We start from the raw sequence: 23,801 nt of genomic DNA, 5'->3' as shown, positions 1-23,801 counted from the left end.
TTGGGTATTATTGATTAAGCTTCAAGCCCACAAATTGGCTATTGTATAAATCGGCATAAAATCCCTTCTGCTTTAGCAATTCTTCATGTGTGCCATTTTCTATGATTTTGCCGTTATTCATTACTAGAATCATATCCGCTTCCCTGATAGTGGATAAACGATGTGCAATTACAAAACTGGTTTTCCCTTGCATCAGGCTAAGCATGGCCTTTTGAATAAGTATTTCTGTTCTGGTATCAACACTACTGGTAGCTTCATCGAGAATTAATATGGTTGGATTAGCCAGGATAGCCCTGGCAATAGTTAATAATTGCTTTTGTCCCTGGGAAAGATTGCCTGCCTCCTCATCAATAATGGTATCATAACCTGCTGGAAGTGTGCTGATAAAATGGTCTGCATAAGCCATTTTTGCTGCTCTTATAATTTCTTCTTCAGTAGCATTTTCTTTACCATAGGCAATATTCTCTTTAATAGTACCTTTGAACAACCAGGTATCTTGAAGAACCATACCAAAAAGACTCCTTAGTTCAGTACGCTTCAAATTACCGATATTAATACCGTCCAGAGTAATTTTCCCGCTATTAATTTCATAAAAACGCATAAGTAAATTTACCAATGTGGTCTTTCCCGCTCCAGTAGGGCCTACGATAGCAACGGTTTGACCTTTTTTCACTTCCACATTTACATCCTTAATAATTATTTTTTCAGGAGTGTAGCCAAAATTAATCTGCTCAAATTTAATATTACCATCTGGTTTAGAGAAAAGAACTACAGTATCCTTATCGGGTATCTGTTCAGGTTCATCTAATACCTCAAAAACACGTTCAGCAGCAGCAATAGTAGATTGAATAATATTAGCTATATTGGCTGTTTGAACAATAGGGTGAGTAAATTGCCTGGAATACTGAATAAAAGCCTGAACATTACCAATAGTAATTGTTCCCCGGGCTATGGCAATTCCTCCCATAATAACCACAAAGACATAGCTGAGGTTACTGATGGCAATCATGAGAGGCATAATAATTCCAGAAATAAATTGGGCTTTCCAGCCAGTATCAAAAAGTTGCTCATTGAGTTGATTAAATTGATTAATAGATTTTTTTTCATAATTAAAGACTTTTACTATCTCATGACCAGTATACATTTCTTCTACATGACCATTTAGTTGACCCAGGAGGTTCTGCTGTCTTTTAAAATATTTTTGTGATTGCCCGGCAATGATTCTAGTAACTACTATACTCAACGGCAGGGTAAAAAAGATAACTAAAGATAAAAACGAACTAATAGTCAGCATCATAATGACAATGCCTATCAAAGATACTAGGGCAGTGATAAATTGAGTAATACTCTGTTGTAGCGTACTGCTTACTGTATCGATATCATTAGTTACCCGGCTGAGAATCTCCCCGTGTGTTCTACTATCAAAATAACTTAAAGGCAGCCGTGACAGCTTAAAGCTGATTCCTTTCCTCATCTCATAAACAATTTGCTGGGTAACTCCAACCATTATATAATGCTGTAGATAGGTAAAAAGGGCATTGAGAATGTAAAGTCCTATTAAAATAACAATAACATTCAAAATATAATCAAAATCAATGGTTGCTCCTGGAATCTGTTTTATTTTTAGAACATATCCTTCAAATAATTTAGTGGTAGCTCTACCCATAATTTTAGGACTTATTATAACAAACATCGAACTGGCTATAGATGCCACAAAAGCTAACACAATCTTAGACCAATGTGGTTTTAAATAACTAATTAATCGCCTTAATGTTCCCCTGAAGTCCCTGGGTTTTTCTACCGGTGAAGTTAAGCCCCGATGGCTTCCAGGACCACGTCCAAATCCTTTCATTACAATAGTTGGTTTTGTCTGTTTTTCACTCATATATTTCCTCTGTTGAGAGCTGTGAAGCTACAATTTCTTTATATACTGAACAACTCTTTATCAAATCATGATGTTTGCCTATACCAACAATCTCACCTTTATCGAGAACAACAATCTGTTCTGCACTCATTACTGTAGTTACCCTTTGCGCAATTATTAATACAGTTTTATCTTTAAGCTCATCTTTTAATTCTTCCCTTAACCTTGCCTCTGTCTTAAAATCAATAGCCGAAAAACTGTCATCAAAAATAAAGATATCCGGATGCTTGGCTAAAGCTCTGGCAATGGATAAACGTTGTTTTTCTCCTCCTGATAAATTGGTGCCACCCTGGGCAATTAAAGAATTATAACCTTCTGGCATCCTGTTAATAAACTCGGCAGCTTGGGCAATCTCTGTTACCCTCTTTATTTCCTCATGAGGTATATTATTGTTTCCAAAATTTATATTTTCAGCAATAGTTCCGGTAAAAAGAATAACTTTCTGAGGAACCAACCCAATCATCTCATGCAACCTTTCTTGAGTAATATCTCTAATATCTGTATCGTCAATAGAAATGCTCCCTTTTGATACATCATAAAATCTTGGTATAAGATTAATTAAGGTTGACTTTCCTGATCCTGTACTCCCAATAATAGCAGTAACCTCGCCTGGATTGGCTTGAAAAGATATATCTTTAATAGCATATTCTTTAGCATCCTGATAACAAAAACAGACCTTATCAAATTTTAAATATCCTTTTCTATTCTTAGCTGGAATTACATTCTGTAAACTACCAGCATTATGAGTCACCAATATATTTTGCTCTAATACTACTGGATCCTTAATTTTTGGTTCCACATCTAGAACTTCATTAATCCTAACAGCTGAAATAGAAGCCCTAGGAATCATGACAAACATCATGGAAAACATAATTAAGGAAAACATTATTTGTGAGGCATATTGTACAAAGGCCATCAAATCTCCCACTTGCATGCTGCCATATTCAATTCTTACACTTCCTAACCAGATGATAGCTACAATGGTCAAATTAAGAATCAAAGTCATTAAAGGCATTAATAAAACCATGAGTGTATTGACTTTTCTTGCTGTGTCTGTTAATTCAAAATTACTGTTATTAAACCTTTTCTTTTCATATTCTTCTCTATTAAAGGCTCTTATAACCCTTATACCAGTTAGATATTCCCGGAGAACTAAGTTAAGTTTATCAATCTTCATTTGCATTGACTTGAAAAGATTCATACTTTTTTTAGCAACAAAAAAAATAATGACCGCCAGGATAGGTAAAATAACAACTAAAAGTAGCGCTAATTCAGTGTTTTTAGAGATGGCCATAATGATACCGCCCACAAAAAGTAAAGGAGCCCTGAGAAACATTCTAAATAAAGTAACAGTTAGCTGCTGCATCTGAGTTATGTCATTGGTAGTTCTTACTATGAGAGAAGCTGTCCCTATCTTGTTAAATTCCTCCAAAGAAAAACTTTCTACCTTAGTAAAAACCTTAGTTCTAAGGTCTCTGGTAAATCCTATGGATACCCTTGATGCCAGGTAACTTCCATAAATAGAGGCCATCATTGCTATAAAGGCAATCAAGAGCATCCTCCCTCCGATTTTTAAAATGAAATTTATATCCCCATTAACTACCCCTACATCCACAATATCCGACATAAGGGTGGGCAAAAACAATTCTGAAATGGCCTGTAAAAAGACAAAAAGTATTATCCCGGCTATTGATAACCAGTATGGTCTCAAATTTTTTAACAATTTAATCAACGCAAGGCACTCCTACTCCTATCAGTAAAATCATATTATAGAAGAAAATTAATAACTTTAATTATATAAAAAATTTATTTTTTATTCTCGTTTTATTCTTACATAGAATTAGTTTTTTACTATACTATTTAAATTTTTATTAATATTGGGGGTAATGCAGGGTGAAAAAGGCTTATAAAATTTCTCCATATTCTTCAGGGGAAGAGACTCTAAAATCATACTTAAAAATAAGATGCCAATACTTTTATCTGTCATATCCTCTCATATTAAGGGGAAATTATTTGATGAGATATTTTAAAAATTTTATTTGTCTAATCCAAACTACCATTTTATTTTTAGAAAAACTAACCTAAATATTATATATGTAGCTAAAAGATATTTTTTGCTATGACATCCCTATAATTTGATTCTTCCTGATAATATTCCTGGCAATAGGTAGATCTGTCTATTTTTTCTTTAGCTTAACGGCAGTGCCATAGACAAACATCTCTGATGCTGCTTGCATAATAGAAGAGGTGGTAAAGCGAATACCCACTATACCATCTGCTCCCATCATTTTAGCCATCATCGTCATGCGATCAATTGCCTGTTCCCGGGATTCAGCAAGTAATTTGGTATATTCCTCAATTTCTCCTCCTACCACATTACGGAAGGTAGCAAGTATATCTTTGCCAGCGTGACGGGCACGTACTGTATTGCCCTTAACCAGTCCTAGGGTTTGAATAATTTCATATTCGGAAAATTGATCCTGAGTTGTTAATAACATCTTATACCTTTACCCCTCTTATTTTTCAACATCCTTGAAATAGCGATCATCCTGATAACTTTTCATTCTATCACGTAATGCTTTTAGAAAAAGCAATCCTAAACCAATTAACATTACCAGACCGATAACTCCTATCCATATATTCTGAAACATCCCAATAATCCAGGCAACTATCCAGGCTATAGCAACTATGATTAAAATGATATATCCTGTTTTTTCCATTTTAGCTAACCTCTTCTAATTTTTATATATTCTAAAATATTATAATCAAAAAGCATCTGGTCTGAAAATTAAAAATAACCTTTTGCTGATACCTATTCACGTTAGAAAACTCTCTTAAAATTATACTATAAAAATTTACAAGTTTGGGAAAATATTTGTTAGCATTCTTGTAAATAGAAAAAACAAATAAGCTTTTAGTAGTAGTTCACGGCTTATAAAATTCAACAGAGATATTAAAGCACTATTATTACCTATTCATTAATCAATTTTTTTCTAAAGATAGGATAAGGTTCAGGTCTAATAATATTTCTATTGTAAATTATCCATCTCCACATCATCCATATCACCAAAAGCCTGGTTTTCGCCCACCATTCCCCAGATAAAGGTATAATTTCCTGTGCCAACACCTGAATGTATTGACCAGCTGGGTGAAATAACTGCCTCTTCATTACGCACAGTGATGTGCCTGGTCTCACTGGGGCGACCCATGAGATGAAAAACTACTCTGCTTTCTGGCATATTAAAGTAAAGATAGACCTCCATTCTTCTTTCATGAGTGTGGCAGGACATAGTATTCCAGACATTACCAGGTTCCAAAATGGTCATTCCCATGACCAATTGACAACTTTTTACACCTTCAGGGTGAATATATTTATAAATGGTTCTCTCATTAGATTCAGCAATAGAACCAAGATGAACCGCCTCCACAGAGTTAATAGCTATCTTCTGAGTTGGATAGGAATAATGAGCAGTGGCACTGTTGAAATAGAATTTAGAAGGATTTTGGGGATCCAGCCCAGAAAATAATATCTCTTTGGAGCCCATGCCAATATAAAGACCATCCTGATTTTCAAGAGTATATTTTTCCCCATCTACGGTAACTGCTCCTTTTCCCCCAATATTGATAATTCCCATCTCCCGGCGTTCCAAGAAATAATCAGCCTTGATATCTTTTCCCGCCTCTAATGAAAGAGTATCAATGGTGGTAAGCCCACCAATAATAATCCGGTCATTATGACTATAAACCATGTTAATCTGGCCGGGAGTAAATAAATTTTGAATTAAAAATTCCTCTCGAATAAGTTCTGTGTCATAATAGATAAAATCATCTGGATGAACTGCATATCTTATCTCCATTTCCTTTGTACCTCCATTATAATTTAGTAAGTGTTTACTTAAATTAATACTTTCTTTAAAAGAACATTCTTTATCTTATCAGATTTGGTAAAAACATTGTAAGCCAGGGAATAAACGTAACCAATAAAAGAGCAATTAGCATTGATGGCCAGAAAACGAGTATTGCTTTTGTTGCCTCTTCCATGGTAATTTTTCCTATGGCACAGCCAGCAAAAAGACCAGCACCAACAGGTGGCGTTGTTAAGCCTATTCCCAGATTGATTAATAGTACTATGCCAAATGTTTCCGCACTCATACCAAGCGTCTGTACAACTGGCAATATCACTGGCGTAACAATAACGATTAAGGGAGCAACATCCATAATCATACCAAGTATAAGCAATAATAGGTTTATTAATAATAGAATTATAAAAGGACTACTTGTTAGCCCCAAAAAGAAGTTAGTCACTATGGTTGGAATTTTTAAATAAGTAATCACCCACCCAAAGGCGGAAGCAGATCCTATTAGAAAAAGTACACAGGCAATTGTTTTTACACTTTCGATTGCCAAAGGCCATAAATCTTTAAGTTTTATCTCCTTGTAGATAAAAATACCAAGGAAAGCTGCATATAGTACTGCTATGGCAGAAGCTTCAGTGGCAGTAAATATGCCAAAAGCAATACCTCCCACAATAATAAAAGCAGCCATAATGCTTAGCAATCCCTCAAAAGTTATTTTAAGTGATTCTTTTAAGGGAGGCCTCTTTTCGCTCGGGTAATTTCTCTTTAAGGCAATAATGTAACTGGTTATCATAAGCCCAATACCTATCATTATACCAGGAAAGTATCCTGCTAGAAAGAGTCGAGCTACTGAAACACCACCAGCCGACATGGCAAAAATGACCATATTGTGACTGGGAGGTATAATTATCCCCTGCACTGCTGAGGTAACAGTTAAAGCGGTTGCAAAATTCCGGTCATAGCCTTTCTTCTCCATCATAGGTATCATAATCGGACCAGTGGAAGAAATATCCGCAATTGCAGATCCGGAAACTCCGCCAAAAAACATGGATTCTACACAGTTAACCATAGCCAGTCCACCACGAAAAGGTCCTACAATAATATAGGCAAAATCGACAATTCTTTTAGCAACTCCACCTTTGGCCATAATAGAGCCAGCTAAAACAAAAAGTGGTATAGCAATCAAGGGAAAAGACTGTACACCAGCTGCTATCCTTTGAGCAACCATAACCGGGGGTAATTCCATACTCCAGGTAGTTAACATTGCCGAAACTGCCAGGCAAAAAGAGATGGGCACTCCTATCAGCAATAAAATAACAAAAGATAACGCTAAAACTAATATCGGAGACATTGCTAACCTTTCCTATTTTACTTTATATTCTTGTAAAAATGTCAATAGTGCATGAAAACTTTTACACAAAGAAAAAATCACCATGAAAGCAGTTGATATGGGAATAATTACATAGGCATAGCCGATAGGAATATTTGTAGCTGATAATCTGCCGCTCATTGTTTTTTGAACTAAAATAATTCCATAATTAAATAATAACAGTGAAAAAATACTAATAATTAAAAAATTTATAATATTAATTATTTTTTTTACTTTATCTGGCAATAGCCCTATAAAAAATCTTAAACCAATATGTGAATTAGTCCAGATCCCACCAGATGCTCCCAGAAAGGCAATCCACATCATGGTAGTTATGGATACTTCTTCAGCCCAGAATTGCCCAGTATTTAATACATACCGAGCGAAAACCTGCCAGCTTACTAAAATAGACAACAAGATAATCATAATAGCTGTTATTCTGGTGATAACACATTCAAGCTTGTTAAATAAATTTATAATCTTCTCTAACATTTATCTCACACATGCCATTAATTTTTTAGATTATGGGGGAGTTTAGCCATCTTTAATTAATAGCTAAACTCCCTGAAATCCATAAATATAAGTTTTGCTTTCCTATATCTTATATTTATTTATCAAGTTATGGGTTAATAGCTCGCAATAGAGTCAATCAAATCCATACCTATAGTTTGGCCATATTTCTCATAAATAGGCTGAACAATTTCTTGAAATTCGGTAATGTCATCAACCTCATTGAACATCATGCCCTTCTCTTCTAATTGCTTTATGGCTTCACCTACAAAATCAGCCCATTTTTGATTTTGATAGGGAATGGACTTTTCCACTGCTATCATTATACCTTCTTGTATATCAGCTGGTACGGAGTCAAAAAGGTCTTTTCTCATAATTAAAATATCGGGAATGGAAGTATGCCTGGTGTAAGAATAATAGGGGCAAACTTCCTGCATATTAAATGATATGACCGTCGGTTCATTATTTTCCCAGCCATCGATTACATTCTGTTGCAAAGCAACATATACCTCGGATTGACCCATTGGTACGGCTGTAGCACCGAAGGCATTAATGGTATCAATTAAGGGAGCGCTCTCCATAACGCGAATTTTTAATCCTTTAAGATCAGCTGGTACTTTGATGGGTTTTGTTTTAGTGGTAACATTCCGGAAGCCTGCATCGTAAAAAGCGAGTCCTTTAAAATTATTTTCCTCTAAATCGGCCATTAATTTTTCTCCCACCGGTCCCCTAAGAACAGTATGTTGATGTTCTAAGTTCCTCCAGATAAAGGGTAAGCTAACAACCTGTAGTGATGTAGAAAACTGACCCAGTGGAGCTGATGAAACTTTGGTAATATCAATAGTGCCAAGCTGAATCCCTTCAATATAATCCTTCTCCTGCCCTAACTGTCCCCCACCATATACATTAATCTTGACCCGATTATTGGTTTCTTCAGCTACCTGATCCGCAAAGTAAACCAGAGCGCCATGTACAGGATGAGTTTCCGGTAATACAGAGGCTAAAGACCAGGTATATTCCTGAGCCGAAGCAGATAAAACAACACCACCAAGTATTAAAACAATCAGAATAAATAAAATGGTAAATATTTTTTTAAACATTTTTTCCTCCTAATTTAAATAATATATTCCATATTCTTATTACTTTAAAGATTTGTTTTTAATCACCCCCTATCTAAAATTTACTTAAAAACTACCGATGCTCTATTATTCATATATATGAAATTAATTTCATTTTACTTAATATTATTTTTACCTTATCATTTATTATCTTTCGCAATAAAGTGCGTCTAAGTTAGCTGGTATCCTAATTTAAAAGATATATTCAATGCCTCATGCTGAATAATATTAACCAAAGCAGATTTGTTTTTATTGATACGGCTGGAATCCCCTGTTATACCCAAGGCAGCACATATTTTTTTTGAAGAATTAAAAATTGGAGCAGCGATACAGGTAGTTCCTAAAAAAACTTCTTCATTATCTACTGCATAACCCTGATTAACTACCAACTCCACCTCTTCCTTCAGTTTTCCCCTCTCTATAATGGTATGGGTAGTAAATTTGGGTAAATCAATACTATCTAACAATTTCTTTCTCTCTTCTTCTGGCTGAAATGATAGTAATACCTTACCTACTGCGGGAGCATGCAAAGGTAAGCTGGTACCAACTATGGCTCTTGTCTTTTTGGTAAAAGGGCTTTCGATTATCTCTAGAAAGTATAAAGATTCTTCAAATAAGATACCAAGATGGGAGGTCTCACCACTTTCTCTGGTAAGCTCTCGCATAAAGGGCAAAGACACTTCTCGTAATTCCCTGATATAATCTACATGATTGCCCAGCTGAAATAGTTTAAAACCAAGTCTATACTGTTTGGTAGAACTGTTACGATCAATCAGGTTATATCGTTCTAAGGTTCTTAAGATATTAAAAGTGGTACCGAAAGGAATACCGAGAGTATCGGCAATATCTGATAATCTACTTTTGTCTTGAGAAGTCTCCAGATATTCTAATACCTTAATCGCCCTTTCTAGGGTAGATAATCTCTCTTTACCTTCAATTTTACGCTGGGTATTGTTCTTCATTATTTCACCATTATAAATTATTTTTCATATATATTATGATACTATACAGTAAAAAAGTCAATAATTCTTTTTAATATAACCATCAATTAAAAATAGGGATCCAAAGAAATCTGACAAGATAGTCAAAACTAAATAATCAATTTTTTAACTTTATAGATAAATCATTGCTCAGGCAAAAATTTTGGTAATTTCATCTTTAGCAGAAATTTTTAAGTCTTGCCAGATACCACCAGTCGCTATCTTCAAACCAAATCTTTGTTCTTTTATTTCACCTATTAAAGAAGCCTTAATTTTATTTTCTTCTAATAGAGTAATGATTTTCTGGGAACTTTTTAGAGATGTGACGATAAGCAGGGTTCCGGAGGTAATTGTTCTTAAGGGATCCAGACTATATTCTTTACATAGTATCTTTGCTTCTTCTAAAATCGGTATCTTTTCTCTCTCCACCAATAGACCAACCCCGGAAGCCTGAACAATCTCATAAAGACCGGCAGCCAAACCTCCTTCAGTGGGATCATGCATAGCGTGAACTTCCATATTATTGGCCAGTAATGCTTCTTTTATTACAGAAAGGCCAGGATTATATAGATAGTTCTGACACCTTTGAATAAAGTTCTTCTGATATCCCCTTGCTTCTAATTCTTCCTTTTTCTCTCTGGCAATAATTACGGTCCCTTCAATGACAATACCCTTGGTCAAAATAATGGCATCACCTGGTTTCGCTCCCGAAGTGGAAACAAGCTTGTGCTTTTCTACTTCTCCCAGCATACAGCCTACAATAATAGGTCGGTCTAAATTGTAACTGACCTCAGTATGCCCCCCAATTATTGTTATATTTAGTTCCTCACATGCATTTTGTATTTGGGAAAAAATATTTGCAACAAGTTCTTCGGTGGTCTTGTTTTCTGGCAGAAGTATGGTGGCTTGAAACCACTTGGGCACTGCTCCTCTGGTGGCAATATCATTAGCATTCACCTGAACAGCATACCAGCCAATCTCCTCTGTAGCAAAAGTAATGGGATCTGTTTTAGCCACCAGATACCTATCAGGAAAGTCAATAACGGCTGCATCTTCTCCTAATTTTGGACCAATTATTACCCTCGAATCGGTTTTACTCTGATATTTTCCCAGCAATCTTTCCAGTAATGAAAAATCCAGTTTCCCCAGTGGTAATTTCTTTTTCATCTTTTCATTTTAACAGAAAAATACACCTATTTCTATTAACAAAAGTGGGATTCATTATACATTTATAACTTGAAATTATTTTGTTTAGTAGTATGCTATATTAAGTGTATTATTAATAACATGAAGAAAATATCGTGATTAAAGATAAGAAAAATATGCAACTAAAAATAAATTTATGGGGTCATGCTTATAATGATTCTTATCTCTTTATTATTCCCTTATTATTACCATTTTTACGTCAGGAATTTTTCTTCACCTATTTTCAATCAGGACTTATCCTGGCAATTCATGTAGCTTTACGCTCTATTTTTTCACTGGTATTTGGCTTATTGGGAGAACGATTCAATCATAGACACCTTTTTATTTCCTTTGGTTTTACCCTGTCATCTATTTTTTTAGGCAGCATCGTCTGGATCAGCCACCTTCCTTTCGTGATTACCATACTCTTACTTATGGCTATTAGTGTTTCTACTTTTCACCCTCTGGCAACAGTCATGATAGGTGAAAATGCTGCTCCTGGAAAAAAAGGTCAATATCTCAGTTTGTTTAATGTAGCTGGCACTCTTGGCATATCCATAATAAGTCTAATGTTTAGCTGGCTTGTTCAGCTCTGGGGCTGGAGGATAGCATGTCTGGCTATATCTCTCCCGGGATTTATTCTATCCTGGGGATACTCAAAACTAAAAAATGACAAATCAAATGTTGATATCAAAGAAGAGCGATTAACTCAAAGAATCTGCTTTCTTATCTATTTTATAAGTTATGCTTTTCGTGGATTGGGAATATGGGCAATACTCTCTTTCCTGCCAGTCTATGCAACAGATTTTATTGGTTTAACACCTGGCATGTCTGCCTTGTTTGCCAGTATTTATTTTGCTGGTGAACTTTTCGGAAGCTTAGGTATCAGTAAAATACTCGACCGGATTAATTCTCTTAAGCTAATTATCGTTGCCACAATTTTTTCATCCTTATTAATCCTGGCCCTTACTTCTTCTACTCTTCCGTCTAATATGGTTATAATATTGGTAACAATTGGGTTACTGCAGGGATGTATCTACCCTTCACAACATACCTGGCTAACCAAGGTTAGCTCTAATCAAACCCGGGGGAAACTCTTTGGTTTTGTTTTTTTTATAGAAGGATTATCTTCTACTATCGCACCTTTCCTCTATGGCTGGCTTGCTGATAAACTTGGTCTGGTCTATGCCTATCGTCTGGCTTCTATCCCCTTTTTTATTAGTTTTCTACTATATATCATTTTGCACTTCACTACAAAAAAATCTATTACTACCTGACATAGTTATTAAGGAAAAGAGTTGTATAGAATCATTGTTTCTCTTCTGGAGAAAGAACACTGCTACATTCTTTGGTATAAACAAATTCTCGGAGCATTGCTCCTAACTCAAACCATAGAGCATTAATTTTTTGCCTTAGGGAAACAGTCCATCAAGTGATAAAACAGATATCAAAGATTTATTTATTACATTGATAGGAAGCGCATTGACCACCAGTAAGGAATACATTTATATTTGGTTTATTTTTTCTAGGAGGGCAGATTAAATTTTGAAGGTATCACAGTTAATAATCGCTTTCTGTCTACACCTAATAAAAATTCTTTCATTCAATTATTTTAGCAATAAACCCAGGATAAAATAATCTATTATCAGAAGAGCAACCAGGTAGAGAAAAAATTTCCAATAATCTTTGTAAAGATCTATGGTAGAAATCTTCAGGTACTCACATGTAAATAGCTGACATAAGTGTAACGGTGAGAAAAAATAGCCAAGAAAAGACCACATGAAAGTGAAATGACAATAGAGTAATAGTTGACTTTCTGAAATAGGCAGTGTTATTAAAATTGGCAGTACCACTCCCAGTGCTGTTGGTTGAAAACCAGTGGTTAGTCCAAAGAAGAAGGAAGTAAAAATAATACCCAGCATAATAGTCCGGGGATTATTAAAAATTAAGGAAAGTAAGGAAGAGATGGATTCTATTTTCCCGATAACACCTTGAATTAAATAAACACCGATCAATGCTAATAATATTCTTATATTAAACGCTCGGGCAATATCCCGGAAAAAAGTCTTCCTCGGTCGAAGAAAATATATGACTAACAAATTAGCTATTATTCCAATGTAAAATGGGATATGGAAAAACATATTTAAAAGTACCGCTAAATAGACCGGTGCAGTATAAATAAGTAATTTTAATAGATTTGGCAAGACAGGATTTGCTGATAGAATATTATTGTTTTCTACTTTTCTTAAATACAAGAAATAACCTATGGTAACATATAATATAACAAAGATAAAATTAAAACCTATGAACTTATAAATCGAAATCTGTGGTACGAGAGAGGTCACAACCAAAAAACCGATAGTATAAGGTAAAATGTGCATTGCGATATGTCGATAAATCAAATTAACAATAGCCTTCTGATTGCTTGATAAATTCGATTCATCTCCCAGCTTATCAACAAAAGGAACAGAAATAATAGCCCCTCCTGGTACGGAAAGCAAGCCTACCAGGGCAGGAATAGACATGAGCACTATTTTTTTATTCTTAATTACTTCAACGATATACCTAATAACTTCATCTATAATCTTATATTCCTTGAGCAGAACACCCAGAATACCTATTTCTAGAACCACTATATATCTTTCCACTTTAGTCATATCAAAAAATGTAGAAAAAATCACTTCTTTAATATCTAACAATCCCAATCCCCCTAGGAAAGCCATAAGAACTGCACAAATACAAATAGCTATACCAATCTGTATCTTCTTTTTATTCAATAAAGGAATACTTAAAAAAGAAACGATAACAACAAGAAATTCCCACATTTATTATATACCTGTCTCATCAAGATAAAATAGAAAGGCAGGGTCCTTATTCTACATTAAAATTGAGTGATTTTATACTCTGCCTTAGATGCTCAATACTTACAATGATATCAAATTCAGGTTTATTTCCTTTTATTATTCTTATTTGTTTTTCATTGCTAGAATAAATTTAACATAGCTTTTCTTTATTTACAAGACATAATTCCACAGAATCTTAGTTAGATTTATTTAAATTTATTAAACAACAAGCAGTGCAAGTTTTACCCTATTAAAAATATTCCGGTAAGGTTTATAATATAAAGTATCATACGATATATTTGCAAATACTTTTGGTGTGGTATACTAGGTTTTAAGATGTTTTTGCTTGCCATCCGACTATTGATAACTCAGCAATATAGGGAGGTGAGATAATGGCTCAGGTATATGGAAAGCCTTTCGCTAAAGTATACAATCAATTGTGGGGGACATTTGCCCAAAAAGTAGCAAAACCAATAATGAAATTTTACCAACAACAGGAGATTTCAAAAACAAATAAAAATGTTCTAGATATATGTTGTGGTACCGGTCAATTGGCTCTAGAATTTTTAAAGGAAAATTATTATGTCCTGGGAGTTGATCTCTCACCTTATATGCTCTTCTATGCCCTTAAGAATAACAAAGAATTTATCAAGAAAGGTTTAGCTGAATTTAGAGCAGCAAATGCCTCCGATTTTTCTCTGGAAACCAAATTCGGTCTGGCAATATCCAGTTATGACGCCATAAACCACCTGGAAGGAACGCCCTTGATAAAAAATTGTTTTCAATGTGTATATAATAGTGTGGTGAGAAAAGGTTATTTTGTTTTTGATTTGAATACCAGGCTAGGTCTGGAGAGATGGAATAGTATCAATATCAATGAATCAAAAAAATTCTTGTTAATAATAAAAGGAGTTTTTGACAGAGAAAATAACAGGGCAATTACCAGGGCTTCTGGCTTTATAAAAGAGGAAGATAGCAATCTGTATAGCCCTTTTGAAGAGGTTGTGTATAACTATGCTTATGATATGTCGGAAATAAGAAAATTATTAAAATCAACCGGCTGGAGAAATATCTATTTTGCCGGTATTAATAATCTAAATATTAAGATTAAAAATCCTGAGGAAGAGGAAAGAGTTTTTATTATTGCCCAAAAATAAGTATAATTAGTATAATTAGAGATTGTTATCTAAATTGGATTAAATTCATTTACTTATCCAGCATATAATATAAACCTTTGCCTTCTCGGGCAGGAGTAAAACACTTATTACAGGAAATACAGGCAGCCCTTCTGGTATCTCCTGATTGCCAGCGTCTGATTAAATATGGTTCCCTGATTAAGGGACGGCTTAAAGAAACATAATCCGCTAAATCATCTTCAATTAATTCTCTGGCTACCTCATAAGAACGAATTCCGCCCACCAATATTAAGGGGATATTTATTTTTTTCTTAAATAACTTAGCAGCATCACGATAATAAACCTCATTACCCTTTAATACATCTTTTTTTACCCTGTGAGAGGAATACTTGCCTATTGAAGTACCTCCACTCATTTCTAGAGCATCTAAGCCTGCTTTTTCCAGCAATTCTGAAACTTGAACCATTTCTTCTGGTTGAAAACCACTATCTATAAAATCGTCAGAATTGATTTTTATCATAATTACAAATCTATTACCCAATTCTGACCTGATAATTTGAACAATTTCTAAAATTATACGAGCCCTGTTTTCAATGCTTCCACCATAATAATCCTTCCTTTTATTAAAAAAGGGAGAAAGAAACTGGCTTAATAAAAATCCATGTGCTGCATGTATTTGAATACCATCAAAACCTGCTTTTCTTGCTCTTAAAGCTGCCTTCTTAAAATCATGAATAATCTTAGCAATCTCAGCTAAAGTAATTTCCCTGCATTTATAGCCTGGGATGTTAGTCTGTGAAGGCCCATAGGGATTTTGGCCTATTGCCCTTCCGCCAGCATGGCTAATCTGTAAAATCATCTTACTTCCTTTTTCCTGAACTACCTGGACCATTTTTTGATAGCTGGCTATAAGACTATCGTCATGCATTCCCAATTGACCATTATTACCCTTCCCTTCGGGATTAATATAAGCATGGCTACTTATTATTAATGCTACCTGACCTAATGCCAGCTCTTCCATCATAGCAGCGACCTTCTCACTGCATGAACCATCCGGATTGGCTAAACCTTCCCAGGTGGCACTCCTTACAAATCTGTTTTTTAGTTCCATCTGATTAATGCTTGTTTTATCGAATAATTTTCTCATTGATCCTTTCTCTCCTTCCTAAAAACAATAAAAAATTCTTCTTCTAGTTTCTGATTTAATAATAGGAAATAGTCTATTAAGAGTTATTTTCAAAAAAAGAACCTTCTTCTGGCAATTATTTCTTTTTTAAAAAAAGAAAAGATATAACCAGAATTAAAATACTAAATATTAACCAGCTATTTCTATAGTATCCATTCATATCAGCTATCAATCCGAAAATTGGTGGAGCTACAATCATACCAGTTCTAATGAATAATAATGCTAATCCTGTGGCAATTCCAGCTTTTCTATCACCAGCAACCTCTCCTACTGTTGTTAGATATACCCCACTCCAGCCCAGTGCTACAAAACCAAAAAGAAAAGAGAAAACAAAAACTATGATTTGATTCAGGAAAGGATGGTATAAAAAAAGACCAAAAATTAGATACATAATTCCAGTAGATAATCCAATCAAGAAAAGGCTAAATCGTCGGTCTATTCTAAAAAATCGGTCTGATAACGATCCCCAACCTAAAAGTCCGAGCATTCCACCCATATGAAGAGTAGCAAAGTTCAAGCCAGCAGTCACCTTACTTATCTTAAGATCTTCAGTCAGGAATACTACAAAGTGACCCAGTAAGGATCCCTCTGAAATACCAAATAGTATGCCCAGAATACAAATACTAAACAAAGGTTTTTCTATTAAAATTGAGGAGAGGTTTTTGAAAAAGGACTTCTGTTTGTCTCTTTTGTCTTCAGGTGTATGAATTATATGGTTGATATCCTTCTGTTCCTGATATAGTTTATATATAAAAAACCCGGTAAACAGAACAATAACTGCGGCAATCTGAATGGCTCTTCGCCAGCCCATACTTTCTCCAAGAAGAGGCAAGAAGCTTGCTCCCAGAATACCTCCCAATCCAAATCCAGCCTGGGTAATACCCATTGAAAAAGCACGCTTTTCTTGTGGAGAAGCAATCATGACTGCCTTAGTTGCTGATGGTGTAATAATGCTAAAACCTAGACCGGTTAAAAAGGACAATAATAAAAGAAGGCTATAAGAAGGAGATAGTCCATGTAATAGTAATAAGAAACCTAAGCATCCAATACCTAAAAGCATACTCTTCTTTGGTCCTAATTTATCTACTATACTACCGGTAAATATAGAAAGAGATGCTGCACTGAAAAAGAAAAAAGTGGAATAATAGCCAACCTGGACTCGAGTGAGAGCAAACTCTTCGCGAACGAAGGGAAGTAATCCCAGAAATCCGGTTTGAGCTAAACTTAAAGCCAGATATGGTAGAAATAGTACAACCAAAATTTTTATTAGATTATAATCTCTGTCTGGTTTCTTATTTCTTTCAGCTAAAATAGTTGATTCATTCTTCATTATTTTATTATTTCTATTTCTTTTAAATCTATATTCTTGTTCCGATTAATTCTAAGACAGCATTTTTGCCGGCTGGTTTTCCTATATATAAAAAACTCTATTACAAACCTGCCCAGGGGAAAATCACCGGTAAGTTTTTATCATTAGCTATATATTTAACAGGCTTTTAGGAATCTGGATACGAGCGGTCTTTAATGGATTAACAGCCTGGCTAACTATTGCATGGGTAGAAAGACTTGCTAGCATATAAGCAGTATTCCATGGAATCTGGTTACTCTGTTCAATAAATAGAACTGCTTCATCAGTGGCTTTTTTAACCGCCTCATCTAATGTGCTGGCACTTCCCACAAAATAAAAATACTCTTCAGTTTCAATTACCGGGATTCGCCAACAGTACTTTTTACAGATATTGAGACTAAGTTCTACTACACTCCTGCACTCAACTCCGGTCCCACAAACTTCTCCATTTCCCATAATAGCATGAACATCTCCCAGAGCAAAGCAAGCACCATCAACAAAAACAGGTAAATAAATGGATGCACCGGCACAGACATCTAAAGTATCCATATTACCACCGTGATCTCCAGGTGTATTATTCGGTACCTCATCATCCTCTGGTGCTACACCTATAACCCCGATCATGGGTCGACAGTTCAACTTTTGACCGGCAAACTCAATAACATCATTTTCGATTGGGATTATCTCTACTTGGGAATTCTCTACCTTATCGCCTAATACACCCAATCCCTTCATAGCAACAGTAACACCCTGTTTATCTGGTTTAATCTTTTTAATGGACACCTTTAAAGTTTCTCCAGTTTTAAGACCGTTAACAAAAATTGGTCCTGTTGCTGGATTTACCCTTGAGAAATCAACATTTTCCTCTAATGTATCAGTTGGTTTGACTAATTGATGACTGAAGCAATCCTCAGTCTCTATTTGAAGCATCTCTCCGGGATTAACATCTATTATCGGTTTGTTTGATTTCCCCATAGCGTAAATTACCTGATCTCTGGTAATCTTTTTCATATCTAATTCTCCTTTTCTTTTAATCTTAACCAAAACTTTGGTAAGATCTGTTCAGTAATTTCATTTTTACCAAGTAATCCTTCCGGTTTATACATTAAAACCAAAAATATCATAATGGCCATTAAAACTTGAATCAAGCCAATTAAAGGGGGAACCTGTAAACTAAATATTTTAAAACCTTCCTGTATGGGTCGGGCAAGATGTGTAAACATAGTAATAATTCCAGCGCCAAGAATTGCGCCTGAAATAGTACCTATACCTCCTATCACCAGCATTGCTATTATTTGAAATACAAAAACCAGACCAAACACTTCCGGGTGCATTGCTCCTGTATAATGAACCCATAATGGACCAGCTAATCCAACAATAAAACTGCCAGTGATAAAAGCAAAAATTTTATAACGAACGACGTCAATGCCCATAGTTGAAGCCAGGGTTTGATCCTTGCCAAGGGTAATTACTGCTCTTCCAAATTTGGAGTGAGTAAATCTCCACATAAAAATGACTGTTAAAAACAAAATTCCATATACCCACCAGACATTAGTAGCAAAAGGCATATTTCTGATACCCAAAGGTCCATGAGTAAAAGAACGTAAGTTTACAGCAAGATTAGCCATCACTATATTAATGCCTATAGAAGCCAGAATAAAATAATGCCCTCTAAGGCGAAAAGCTGGTAAAACCAAGGTAATACTTGCCAATACAGCAGCAATAGCACCTAAAAACAAAGCTAGAGGAAATGGTAACTGAGCTGCCTCTAACCATTCTGGAAGTTTTAAAAAAGACGCTTTATACTGAATAGGAAGGGTAAACAAGCTGGAAACATATGCTGAAAAAAGCATGATCCCTCCAAATCCTAAAGAAAAAATATTAGCATAACCATTTGTAATGGTAACACCCAAACAAATAATGGCATTAATTCCAAATAAGAGAAAGATACCAAGATAAAATCCTCTCATATTTTTCTCAATTAGAGCAAGAATGGCAATCGCTGCAATAAAACCTACTATATAATACCATCGATTTTTTATAACAGTACTTTTGTTTTTCTTCATTCTTCCCATCCCCCATCAAACTTAACATTTGGCCGAAATAGGCCAGTTGGTTTTAAGAAAAGTATGAAAAACAATAAAATCCACACAAACAAAGGGCGAAGAGGTGAATAAATAGAGGGCAATATTGCCACAAAGAGGATCTCGCCTATTCCTACAATAAAACCGGCAATCATGGCACCGGGCACATTACCAATACCTCCCAGCACTGCAGCAATAAAACCGGTAAGTCCTGGATTAAAACCCATACTCGGATTCACAATTCCAAAACTCAATCCATATTCAATACCAGAAATACCAGCAAGTATAGATCCTATAACAAAAGCAATTTTAATAATAAGAGTGCTGTTAATACCCATAAAATTTGCAGTTCTTTTATCGTATGATACTGCTCTCATGGCTATTCCAAGTTTAGAATACTTTATAAAGTAACTAATAACCAGCATAATTATAACAGTAGTTATAAAAATAATTATATCTCGCAGTCCAATTACTATGCCTCCTATAAAGTACATCTTTTCGAAAAAAGCAGGAATTGGAAATGCCCTTCGCTCATCTGTAAAAAACATCATAAATAAATATCTTAAAAACATTGAAGCAGCAAATGAAATAATAAATATAGTTAAAACAGAACCTCCTCTCTTAATGCAAGGTCGGTAGGCAATTCTTTCCAGAGCTATTCCTGAAACAACTGATGAGGCAATAGCTAAAAGTGCAGCAGTGAACCAGGGTAGATTAAGAAATTTAGCGAAAAGATAACATGAAAAAGCTCCAATCATAAAGATTTCGCCATGAGCAAAATTAATTAAACCCAGAATTCCATAGATCATTGTATAGCCCACTGCTAGTAAGCCCAATATACTGCCATAAGAAATGGCATTAATCAGTTGTTGTACCAAATAAAATAACATTTTGATTCTCCTTATCTTTGGAATATATCATGTATCATGTAATTCCTAAATACGAATTTTTAACATATTCACTATTGCTAAAACCTTTACACTCTCCACTAAGCCTGACCTCTCCCTTTTCAAGGACATAAGCCCTTTTGGCAATATCTAACGCCAGACTTACATTTTGTTCTACCAGAAGTATAGAAGTCCCGTTAGAATTTATCTGCTGAATGGTATCAAATATATTTTCCACTACTATGGGAGCCAGACCTAAAGAAGGTTCATCAAGACAAAGAACAATAGGTTTTGACATAAGTGCTCTGCCAATCGCTAGCATCTGTTGTTCCCCACCACTCAGTGATCCGGCAATTTGATTGCACCGATCCTTTAAAATAGGAAAAAGATCATAAATCCAATCAAGGTATGTCTTAAATTCATTTCGATCCTTAATCAGGTAACCTCCCACTTTCAGATTCTCAAACACCGAAAGATTCCCAAATATATCTCTTCCTTCTGGACAGTAAGAAATTCCCAGCGAAACAATCTCAAATGGTTGGAGAGAGTCAATTTTCTGATCGTTAAACTTAATAATACCATCCCAGGGCTTGATTACGCCGGTTATGCACCTTAAGGTTGTAGTTTTCCCCGCGCCATTAGCCCCGATTAAAGCGACTATCTCACCCTTTTCAAGATTAATACTAACATTTTTAAGAACCTGGGCTTTCCCATAACCTGTACTAACATTTTCTATTGACAGTAACATTTAAAAACCCCCTATCCTGCAATTCTTTTCTCTCCTAAATAAACTCTTATCACTTCTTTGTCTTGCTGTATCTCCTCCGGAGTACCAGAGGAAATTAGTTGCCCCTGATTAATAACTATAATACGGCTACATATACTCATAATAACTCTCATATTATGTTCTATAACAATAATAGAAATATTATTTTCATTAGACAGATGTTTAATAACCTCAACAATATCTTTTGCTTCTTTTTGATTCAAACCTGCAGTAGGTTCATCAAGCAGCAAAACTGCTGGCTCAAGGCATAAAGCCCTGGCAATCTCAATTCTCCTCTGTATCCCATAAGGGAGATCTTCCACATAATGATCAGTATATTCAGATATCTGTAGTATATTGAGCACTTCATCAATCTTCTGATTCATTTCGTTTTCTGCTTTAATAAAAGCAGAAGTCCTGGCAATTGAGCTTAATAGGGAGTAACTAATTTTTTGATGGAATGCTGGTCTTATATTTTCTCGTACTGTCATCCCTGGCATAAGCCTGATATTTTGGAAAGTACGAGCAATGCCGCAAGCAGATATTCGGTGTGGGGCCCATTCTGCTATGTTTTGACCATGAAAAAGTATTTGCCCTGCATTTGGCCTTAAAAGACCGGTAATGATATTAAAGACAGTTGTCTTGCCAGCACCATTTGGACCTATCAGCCCCAGCAGTTCTCCCTGATTAAGTTCAAAATCAAGTTCAGAAACAGCTTTTAATCCTCCAAATTGTTTGGTTAATTTTCTTATTTGCATATCTACTGGCATTTTATATACCCCTGGTTCTCTAAAAATAAGGACACGGGAAAGCGTTAATATTTCTTTCCCGCGTCTTCTTTCTCCTAGTACTGGAAATTACCCTTCATGCTTTAATCATTTTTTTATGGCACCCATGGCTTCCAGAACTGGTGTTAGATGGTCTGCAATTTCTTCCGGTTCCATATGAGTATAATAGCGAAGCTCTTCGTTTTTTATCTGTTTGAATATGACCGGTCTGTTGGGTACTCTTGGATATATTGCTTTTTCTGGATCTGGATAGGATATTGGTACAATGGTGGTTTGAAAAGCAGGCCACAGCTGTAGCGTATTTCTAATAGCTGTTCTCTTCTGTACTAATGTCATGGAATCCCATACTTCATCTCCAACTATTCCAATAATCGCATCTATGGACTCAAGAACTAATCTCATAGAATCATAGCCAATTGATTCAAAACAGCCTGGTTCTTCACCAAACTTATTATTATAATCTAATACGAATTGTTTACCTATTTCAGTTGTAGGAGCATCACCAGCAAATTGAGTGGAAATATATGCACCTTCTACAGCATCTCCTCCAACTTCTACTACACTCATATCATCACCACCATCGGTGAAGAAAAGTGGAACTGTAATTCCCAGACTTCTTGCTTGTTTTGAATAAACAGGAGCATCCTGTGGTTCAGGAGGGAATGTAACAAAGGCATCTATTTTATCCTGAATACCCCTAATTCTGGTAAGTTGTGCAGTGAAGGTCATATCACCAGTCATATAGGATTCCACCTGAACTATGGCTGTAGGATCATTAGTAAAGTATCTAAAAGCTTCCTGAAAAGCTTTAGACAGATAGACACTATAAGCACTGGCAGCATCATAAAGCACTGCTATCTTTTTCCATCCCAATTCTTCAGCACAGAATTTAGCCGCAGCTGTTCCCTGGAAGTGGTCGCCATAAGCAGGCATAAAAATATATTCTCCTATTTCTGGTTGTGTTGGAGTTGTAGCTGGACCTGTTAAAAAAACTGTGCCATTAGCTTGAAATACCGGTCCCGAAGCAGAGGTTAACGAGTCATCTTCACTACCAATCGCAGCTAATACTTTTCTTTCTTCTGCAAGTCGTTTTGCCGCACCTGCTATTACATCCAATTCACTCTGTCCATCAATATTGATGTATTCAACTTTACGACCATAGATTCCCCCTGCTTCATTTACCAGATCAACAGCTAACTGAGATCCTTTTAAACATATTTGCCCAATCGTTCCTCCGAATCCAACCTGATCCCAAATTGAACCTACTAATAATGGCTCTTTTTCTTGAGCAAATGTTACTACAAAAGTGCTTAAAAAGAAAATAAATATGAAAATTACCTTAAATGTTCTTAAACTCAATCTTCTCATATAGATAAATACCTCCTTAAAAATTAAAATAGTATAAATAATATTATATTAATATATTTTTATGCTTCTATAATTTACCTCCTTCTATTTGGAATCTATAATGTTGGTCTATAAATATATTTATATATTTTATATTTAGTAAAATAATTTATGTTTTCTTCTGAAGTTTAATATTGCTTAACTATGAGAAATCTTTGGTTAATACTTTGTCTGGAGTACCACTATTATTTATTAGTTTGGTTTAAAATTATAAAAAAATAAATATGGTTTTCTTTTCTATGCTAATTTTTTACTATATTAACCATACTTATATTAATATTAACTATAATTTATAGCATGCAAATTTTTTATTGTCAACAATTTTCATTTCTTATGTATCGCCTGAATTAATTAAATTTATGACAGAGTCAATATAGTTAATTGCCATATAAAAAACAGAAACAAAAAGTATC

At 35.0% G+C, this 23,801-nt stretch carries 21 protein-coding genes; 2 read left to right on the top strand and 19 right to left on the bottom strand.

The window, feature by feature from the left end:
* Positions 1-7 precede the first annotated feature (7 nt).
* The 10 genes from PHD84_03995 to PHD84_03950 all read right to left on the bottom strand — a co-directional run bounded on the left by PHD84_03995 (position 8) and on the right by PHD84_03950 (position 10,925).
* A complete protein-coding gene (locus PHD84_03995) occupies positions 8-1,852 on the bottom strand; it encodes an ABC transporter ATP-binding protein (GenBank protein MDD5636968.1) in 1,845 nt (614 codons plus the stop codon).
* A gap of 25 nt (positions 1,853-1,877) precedes the next feature.
* Positions 1,878-3,656: an ABC transporter ATP-binding protein gene (locus PHD84_03990; protein MDD5636967.1), complete on the bottom strand. Its 1,779-nt coding sequence runs from the start codon at positions 3,654-3,656 to the stop codon at positions 1,878-1,880.
* Between the two features lie 445 nt (positions 3,657-4,101).
* Positions 4,102-4,422 (bottom strand): YbjQ family protein, encoded by a 321-nt coding sequence (locus PHD84_03985; protein ID MDD5636966.1) that lies wholly within the window; start codon positions 4,420-4,422, stop codon positions 4,102-4,104.
* Between the two features lie 18 nt (positions 4,423-4,440).
* The gene (locus tag PHD84_03980; GenBank protein ID MDD5636965.1) at positions 4,441-4,644 is read right to left on the bottom strand and encodes a hypothetical protein; all 204 of its coding nucleotides are present in this window, start codon (positions 4,642-4,644) and stop codon (positions 4,441-4,443) included.
* 309 nt (positions 4,645-4,953) lie between these two features.
* On the bottom strand, positions 4,954-5,781 hold the full coding sequence (gene kduI / locus PHD84_03975; protein MDD5636964.1) for a 5-dehydro-4-deoxy-D-glucuronate isomerase: 828 nt from the start codon (positions 5,779-5,781) through the stop codon (positions 4,954-4,956).
* A gap of 70 nt (positions 5,782-5,851) precedes the next feature.
* Entirely contained in the window at positions 5,852-7,132 is a 1,281-nt protein-coding gene (locus tag PHD84_03970; GenBank protein MDD5636963.1) for a TRAP transporter large permease, read from the bottom strand.
* Positions 7,133-7,144: 12 nt separating this feature from the next.
* Entirely contained in the window at positions 7,145-7,642 is a 498-nt protein-coding gene (locus PHD84_03965; GenBank protein MDD5636962.1) for a TRAP transporter small permease, read from the bottom strand.
* A gap of 134 nt (positions 7,643-7,776) precedes the next feature.
* Positions 7,777-8,760 carry a TRAP transporter substrate-binding protein gene (locus PHD84_03960; protein ID MDD5636961.1) on the bottom strand — a complete coding sequence of 328 codons (984 nt, stop codon included), beginning with the start codon at positions 8,758-8,760 and terminating at the stop codon, positions 7,777-7,779.
* Positions 8,761-8,948: 188 nt separating this feature from the next.
* Positions 8,949-9,740 (bottom strand): IclR family transcriptional regulator, encoded by a 792-nt coding sequence (locus PHD84_03955; protein ID MDD5636960.1) that lies wholly within the window; start codon positions 9,738-9,740, stop codon positions 8,949-8,951.
* A gap of 168 nt (positions 9,741-9,908) precedes the next feature.
* Positions 9,909-10,925, bottom strand: a complete 1,017-nt coding sequence (locus PHD84_03950) for an AIR synthase family protein (GenBank protein ID MDD5636959.1) — start codon at positions 10,923-10,925, stop codon at positions 9,909-9,911.
* A 134-nt stretch (positions 10,926-11,059) separates the two neighbouring features.
* Between PHD84_03950 and PHD84_03945 the strand changes: the two genes are divergently transcribed.
* The gene (locus PHD84_03945) at positions 11,060-12,220 is read left to right on the top strand and encodes an MFS transporter (GenBank protein MDD5636958.1); all 1,161 of its coding nucleotides are present in this window, start codon (positions 11,060-11,062) and stop codon (positions 12,218-12,220) included.
* Positions 12,221-12,550: 330 nt separating this feature from the next.
* On the opposite strand, the gene PHD84_03940 is transcribed toward PHD84_03945, so the two are convergent.
* The gene (locus PHD84_03940) at positions 12,551-13,768 is read right to left on the bottom strand and encodes a DUF401 family protein (protein MDD5636957.1); all 1,218 of its coding nucleotides are present in this window, start codon (positions 13,766-13,768) and stop codon (positions 12,551-12,553) included.
* Between the two features lie 410 nt (positions 13,769-14,178).
* Here PHD84_03940 and PHD84_03935 point away from each other — a divergent pair, with 410 nt between their 5' ends.
* Positions 14,179-14,943, top strand: a complete 765-nt coding sequence (locus PHD84_03935; protein ID MDD5636956.1) for a methyltransferase domain-containing protein — start codon at positions 14,179-14,181, stop codon at positions 14,941-14,943.
* Positions 14,944-14,992: 49 nt separating this feature from the next.
* Here PHD84_03935 and PHD84_03930 read toward each other — a convergent pair whose 3' ends face one another.
* From PHD84_03930 to PHD84_03895, 8 genes are all read right to left on the bottom strand, one after another.
* On the bottom strand, positions 14,993-16,069 hold the full coding sequence (locus tag PHD84_03930) for an NADH:flavin oxidoreductase (protein MDD5636955.1): 1,077 nt from the start codon (positions 16,067-16,069) through the stop codon (positions 14,993-14,995).
* Between the two features lie 115 nt (positions 16,070-16,184).
* Positions 16,185-17,438: an MFS transporter gene (locus PHD84_03925; GenBank protein ID MDD5636954.1), complete on the bottom strand. Its 1,254-nt coding sequence runs from the start codon at positions 17,436-17,438 to the stop codon at positions 16,185-16,187.
* 147 nt (positions 17,439-17,585) lie between these two features.
* The gene (locus PHD84_03920) at positions 17,586-18,467 is read right to left on the bottom strand and encodes an acetamidase/formamidase family protein (GenBank protein ID MDD5636953.1); all 882 of its coding nucleotides are present in this window, start codon (positions 18,465-18,467) and stop codon (positions 17,586-17,588) included.
* A 2-nt stretch (positions 18,468-18,469) separates the two neighbouring features.
* On the bottom strand, positions 18,470-19,522 hold the full coding sequence (locus PHD84_03915) for a branched-chain amino acid ABC transporter permease (GenBank protein MDD5636952.1): 1,053 nt from the start codon (positions 19,520-19,522) through the stop codon (positions 18,470-18,472).
* The gene (locus PHD84_03910) at positions 19,519-20,430 is read right to left on the bottom strand and encodes a branched-chain amino acid ABC transporter permease (protein MDD5636951.1); all 912 of its coding nucleotides are present in this window, start codon (positions 20,428-20,430) and stop codon (positions 19,519-19,521) included. Before PHD84_03910 ends, PHD84_03915 begins: the two co-directional genes overlap by 4 nt.
* A 34-nt stretch (positions 20,431-20,464) precedes the next feature.
* Positions 20,465-21,175 (bottom strand): ABC transporter ATP-binding protein, encoded by a 711-nt coding sequence (locus PHD84_03905; GenBank protein ID MDD5636950.1) that lies wholly within the window; start codon positions 21,173-21,175, stop codon positions 20,465-20,467.
* An 11-nt stretch (positions 21,176-21,186) separates the two neighbouring features.
* A complete protein-coding gene (locus tag PHD84_03900; GenBank protein MDD5636949.1) occupies positions 21,187-21,963 on the bottom strand; it encodes an ABC transporter ATP-binding protein in 777 nt (258 codons plus the stop codon).
* Between the two features lie 105 nt (positions 21,964-22,068).
* On the bottom strand, positions 22,069-23,349 hold the full coding sequence (locus PHD84_03895; protein ID MDD5636948.1) for an ABC transporter substrate-binding protein: 1,281 nt from the start codon (positions 23,347-23,349) through the stop codon (positions 22,069-22,071).
* Positions 23,350-23,801 lie beyond the last annotated feature (452 nt).

The organism is Atribacterota bacterium, from assembly GCA_028717805.1.
Classification (GTDB): Bacteria; Atribacterota; Phoenicimicrobiia; order Phoenicimicrobiales; family Stramentimicrobiaceae; genus Stramentimicrobium.
Note: the sequence above shows the minus strand (reverse complement) of the source record. Positions and strands in the feature narration are given on the sequence as shown.

Bases quoted from the DNA above. Each gene is read 5' to 3' on its own strand.
- PHD84_03995 (MDD5636968.1), bottom strand. From the start codon at position 1,852: ATGAAAGGATTTGGACGTGGTCCTGGAAGCCATCGGGGCTTAACTTCA.
- PHD84_03985 (MDD5636966.1), bottom strand. From the start codon at position 4,422: ATGTTATTAACAACTCAGGATCAATTTTCCGAATATGAAATTATTCAA.
- PHD84_03980 (MDD5636965.1), bottom strand. From the start codon at position 4,644: ATGGAAAAAACAGGATATATCATTTTAATCATAGTTGCTATAGCCTGG.
- kduI (MDD5636964.1), bottom strand. From the start codon at position 5,781: ATGGAGATAAGATATGCAGTTCATCCAGATGATTTTATCTATTATGAC.
- PHD84_03970 (MDD5636963.1), bottom strand. From the start codon at position 7,132: ATGTCTCCGATATTAGTTTTAGCGTTATCTTTTGTTATTTTATTGCTG.
- PHD84_03965 (MDD5636962.1), bottom strand. From the start codon at position 7,642: ATGTTAGAGAAGATTATAAATTTATTTAACAAGCTTGAATGTGTTATC.
- PHD84_03960 (MDD5636961.1), bottom strand. From the start codon at position 8,760: ATGTTTAAAAAAATATTTACCATTTTATTTATTCTGATTGTTTTAATA.
- PHD84_03955 (MDD5636960.1), bottom strand. From the start codon at position 9,740: ATGAAGAACAATACCCAGCGTAAAATTGAAGGTAAAGAGAGATTATCT.
- PHD84_03950 (MDD5636959.1), bottom strand. From the start codon at position 10,925: ATGAAAAAGAAATTACCACTGGGGAAACTGGATTTTTCATTACTGGAA.
- PHD84_03940 (MDD5636957.1), bottom strand. From the start codon at position 13,768: ATGTGGGAATTTCTTGTTGTTATCGTTTCTTTTTTAAGTATTCCTTTA.
- PHD84_03935 (MDD5636956.1), top strand. From the start codon at position 14,179: ATGGCTCAGGTATATGGAAAGCCTTTCGCTAAAGTATACAATCAATTG.
- PHD84_03930 (MDD5636955.1), bottom strand. From the start codon at position 16,069: ATGAGAAAATTATTCGATAAAACAAGCATTAATCAGATGGAACTAAAA.
- PHD84_03925 (MDD5636954.1), bottom strand. From the start codon at position 17,438: ATGAAGAATGAATCAACTATTTTAGCTGAAAGAAATAAGAAACCAGAC.
- PHD84_03920 (MDD5636953.1), bottom strand. From the start codon at position 18,467: ATGAAAAAGATTACCAGAGATCAGGTAATTTACGCTATGGGGAAATCA.
- PHD84_03915 (MDD5636952.1), bottom strand. From the start codon at position 19,522: ATGAAGAAAAACAAAAGTACTGTTATAAAAAATCGATGGTATTATATA.
- PHD84_03910 (MDD5636951.1), bottom strand. From the start codon at position 20,430: ATGTTATTTTATTTGGTACAACAACTGATTAATGCCATTTCTTATGGC.
- PHD84_03905 (MDD5636950.1), bottom strand. From the start codon at position 21,175: ATGTTACTGTCAATAGAAAATGTTAGTACAGGTTATGGGAAAGCCCAG.
- PHD84_03900 (MDD5636949.1), bottom strand. From the start codon at position 21,963: ATGCCAGTAGATATGCAAATAAGAAAATTAACCAAACAATTTGGAGGA.
- PHD84_03895 (MDD5636948.1), bottom strand. From the start codon at position 23,349: ATGAGAAGATTGAGTTTAAGAACATTTAAGGTAATTTTCATATTTATT.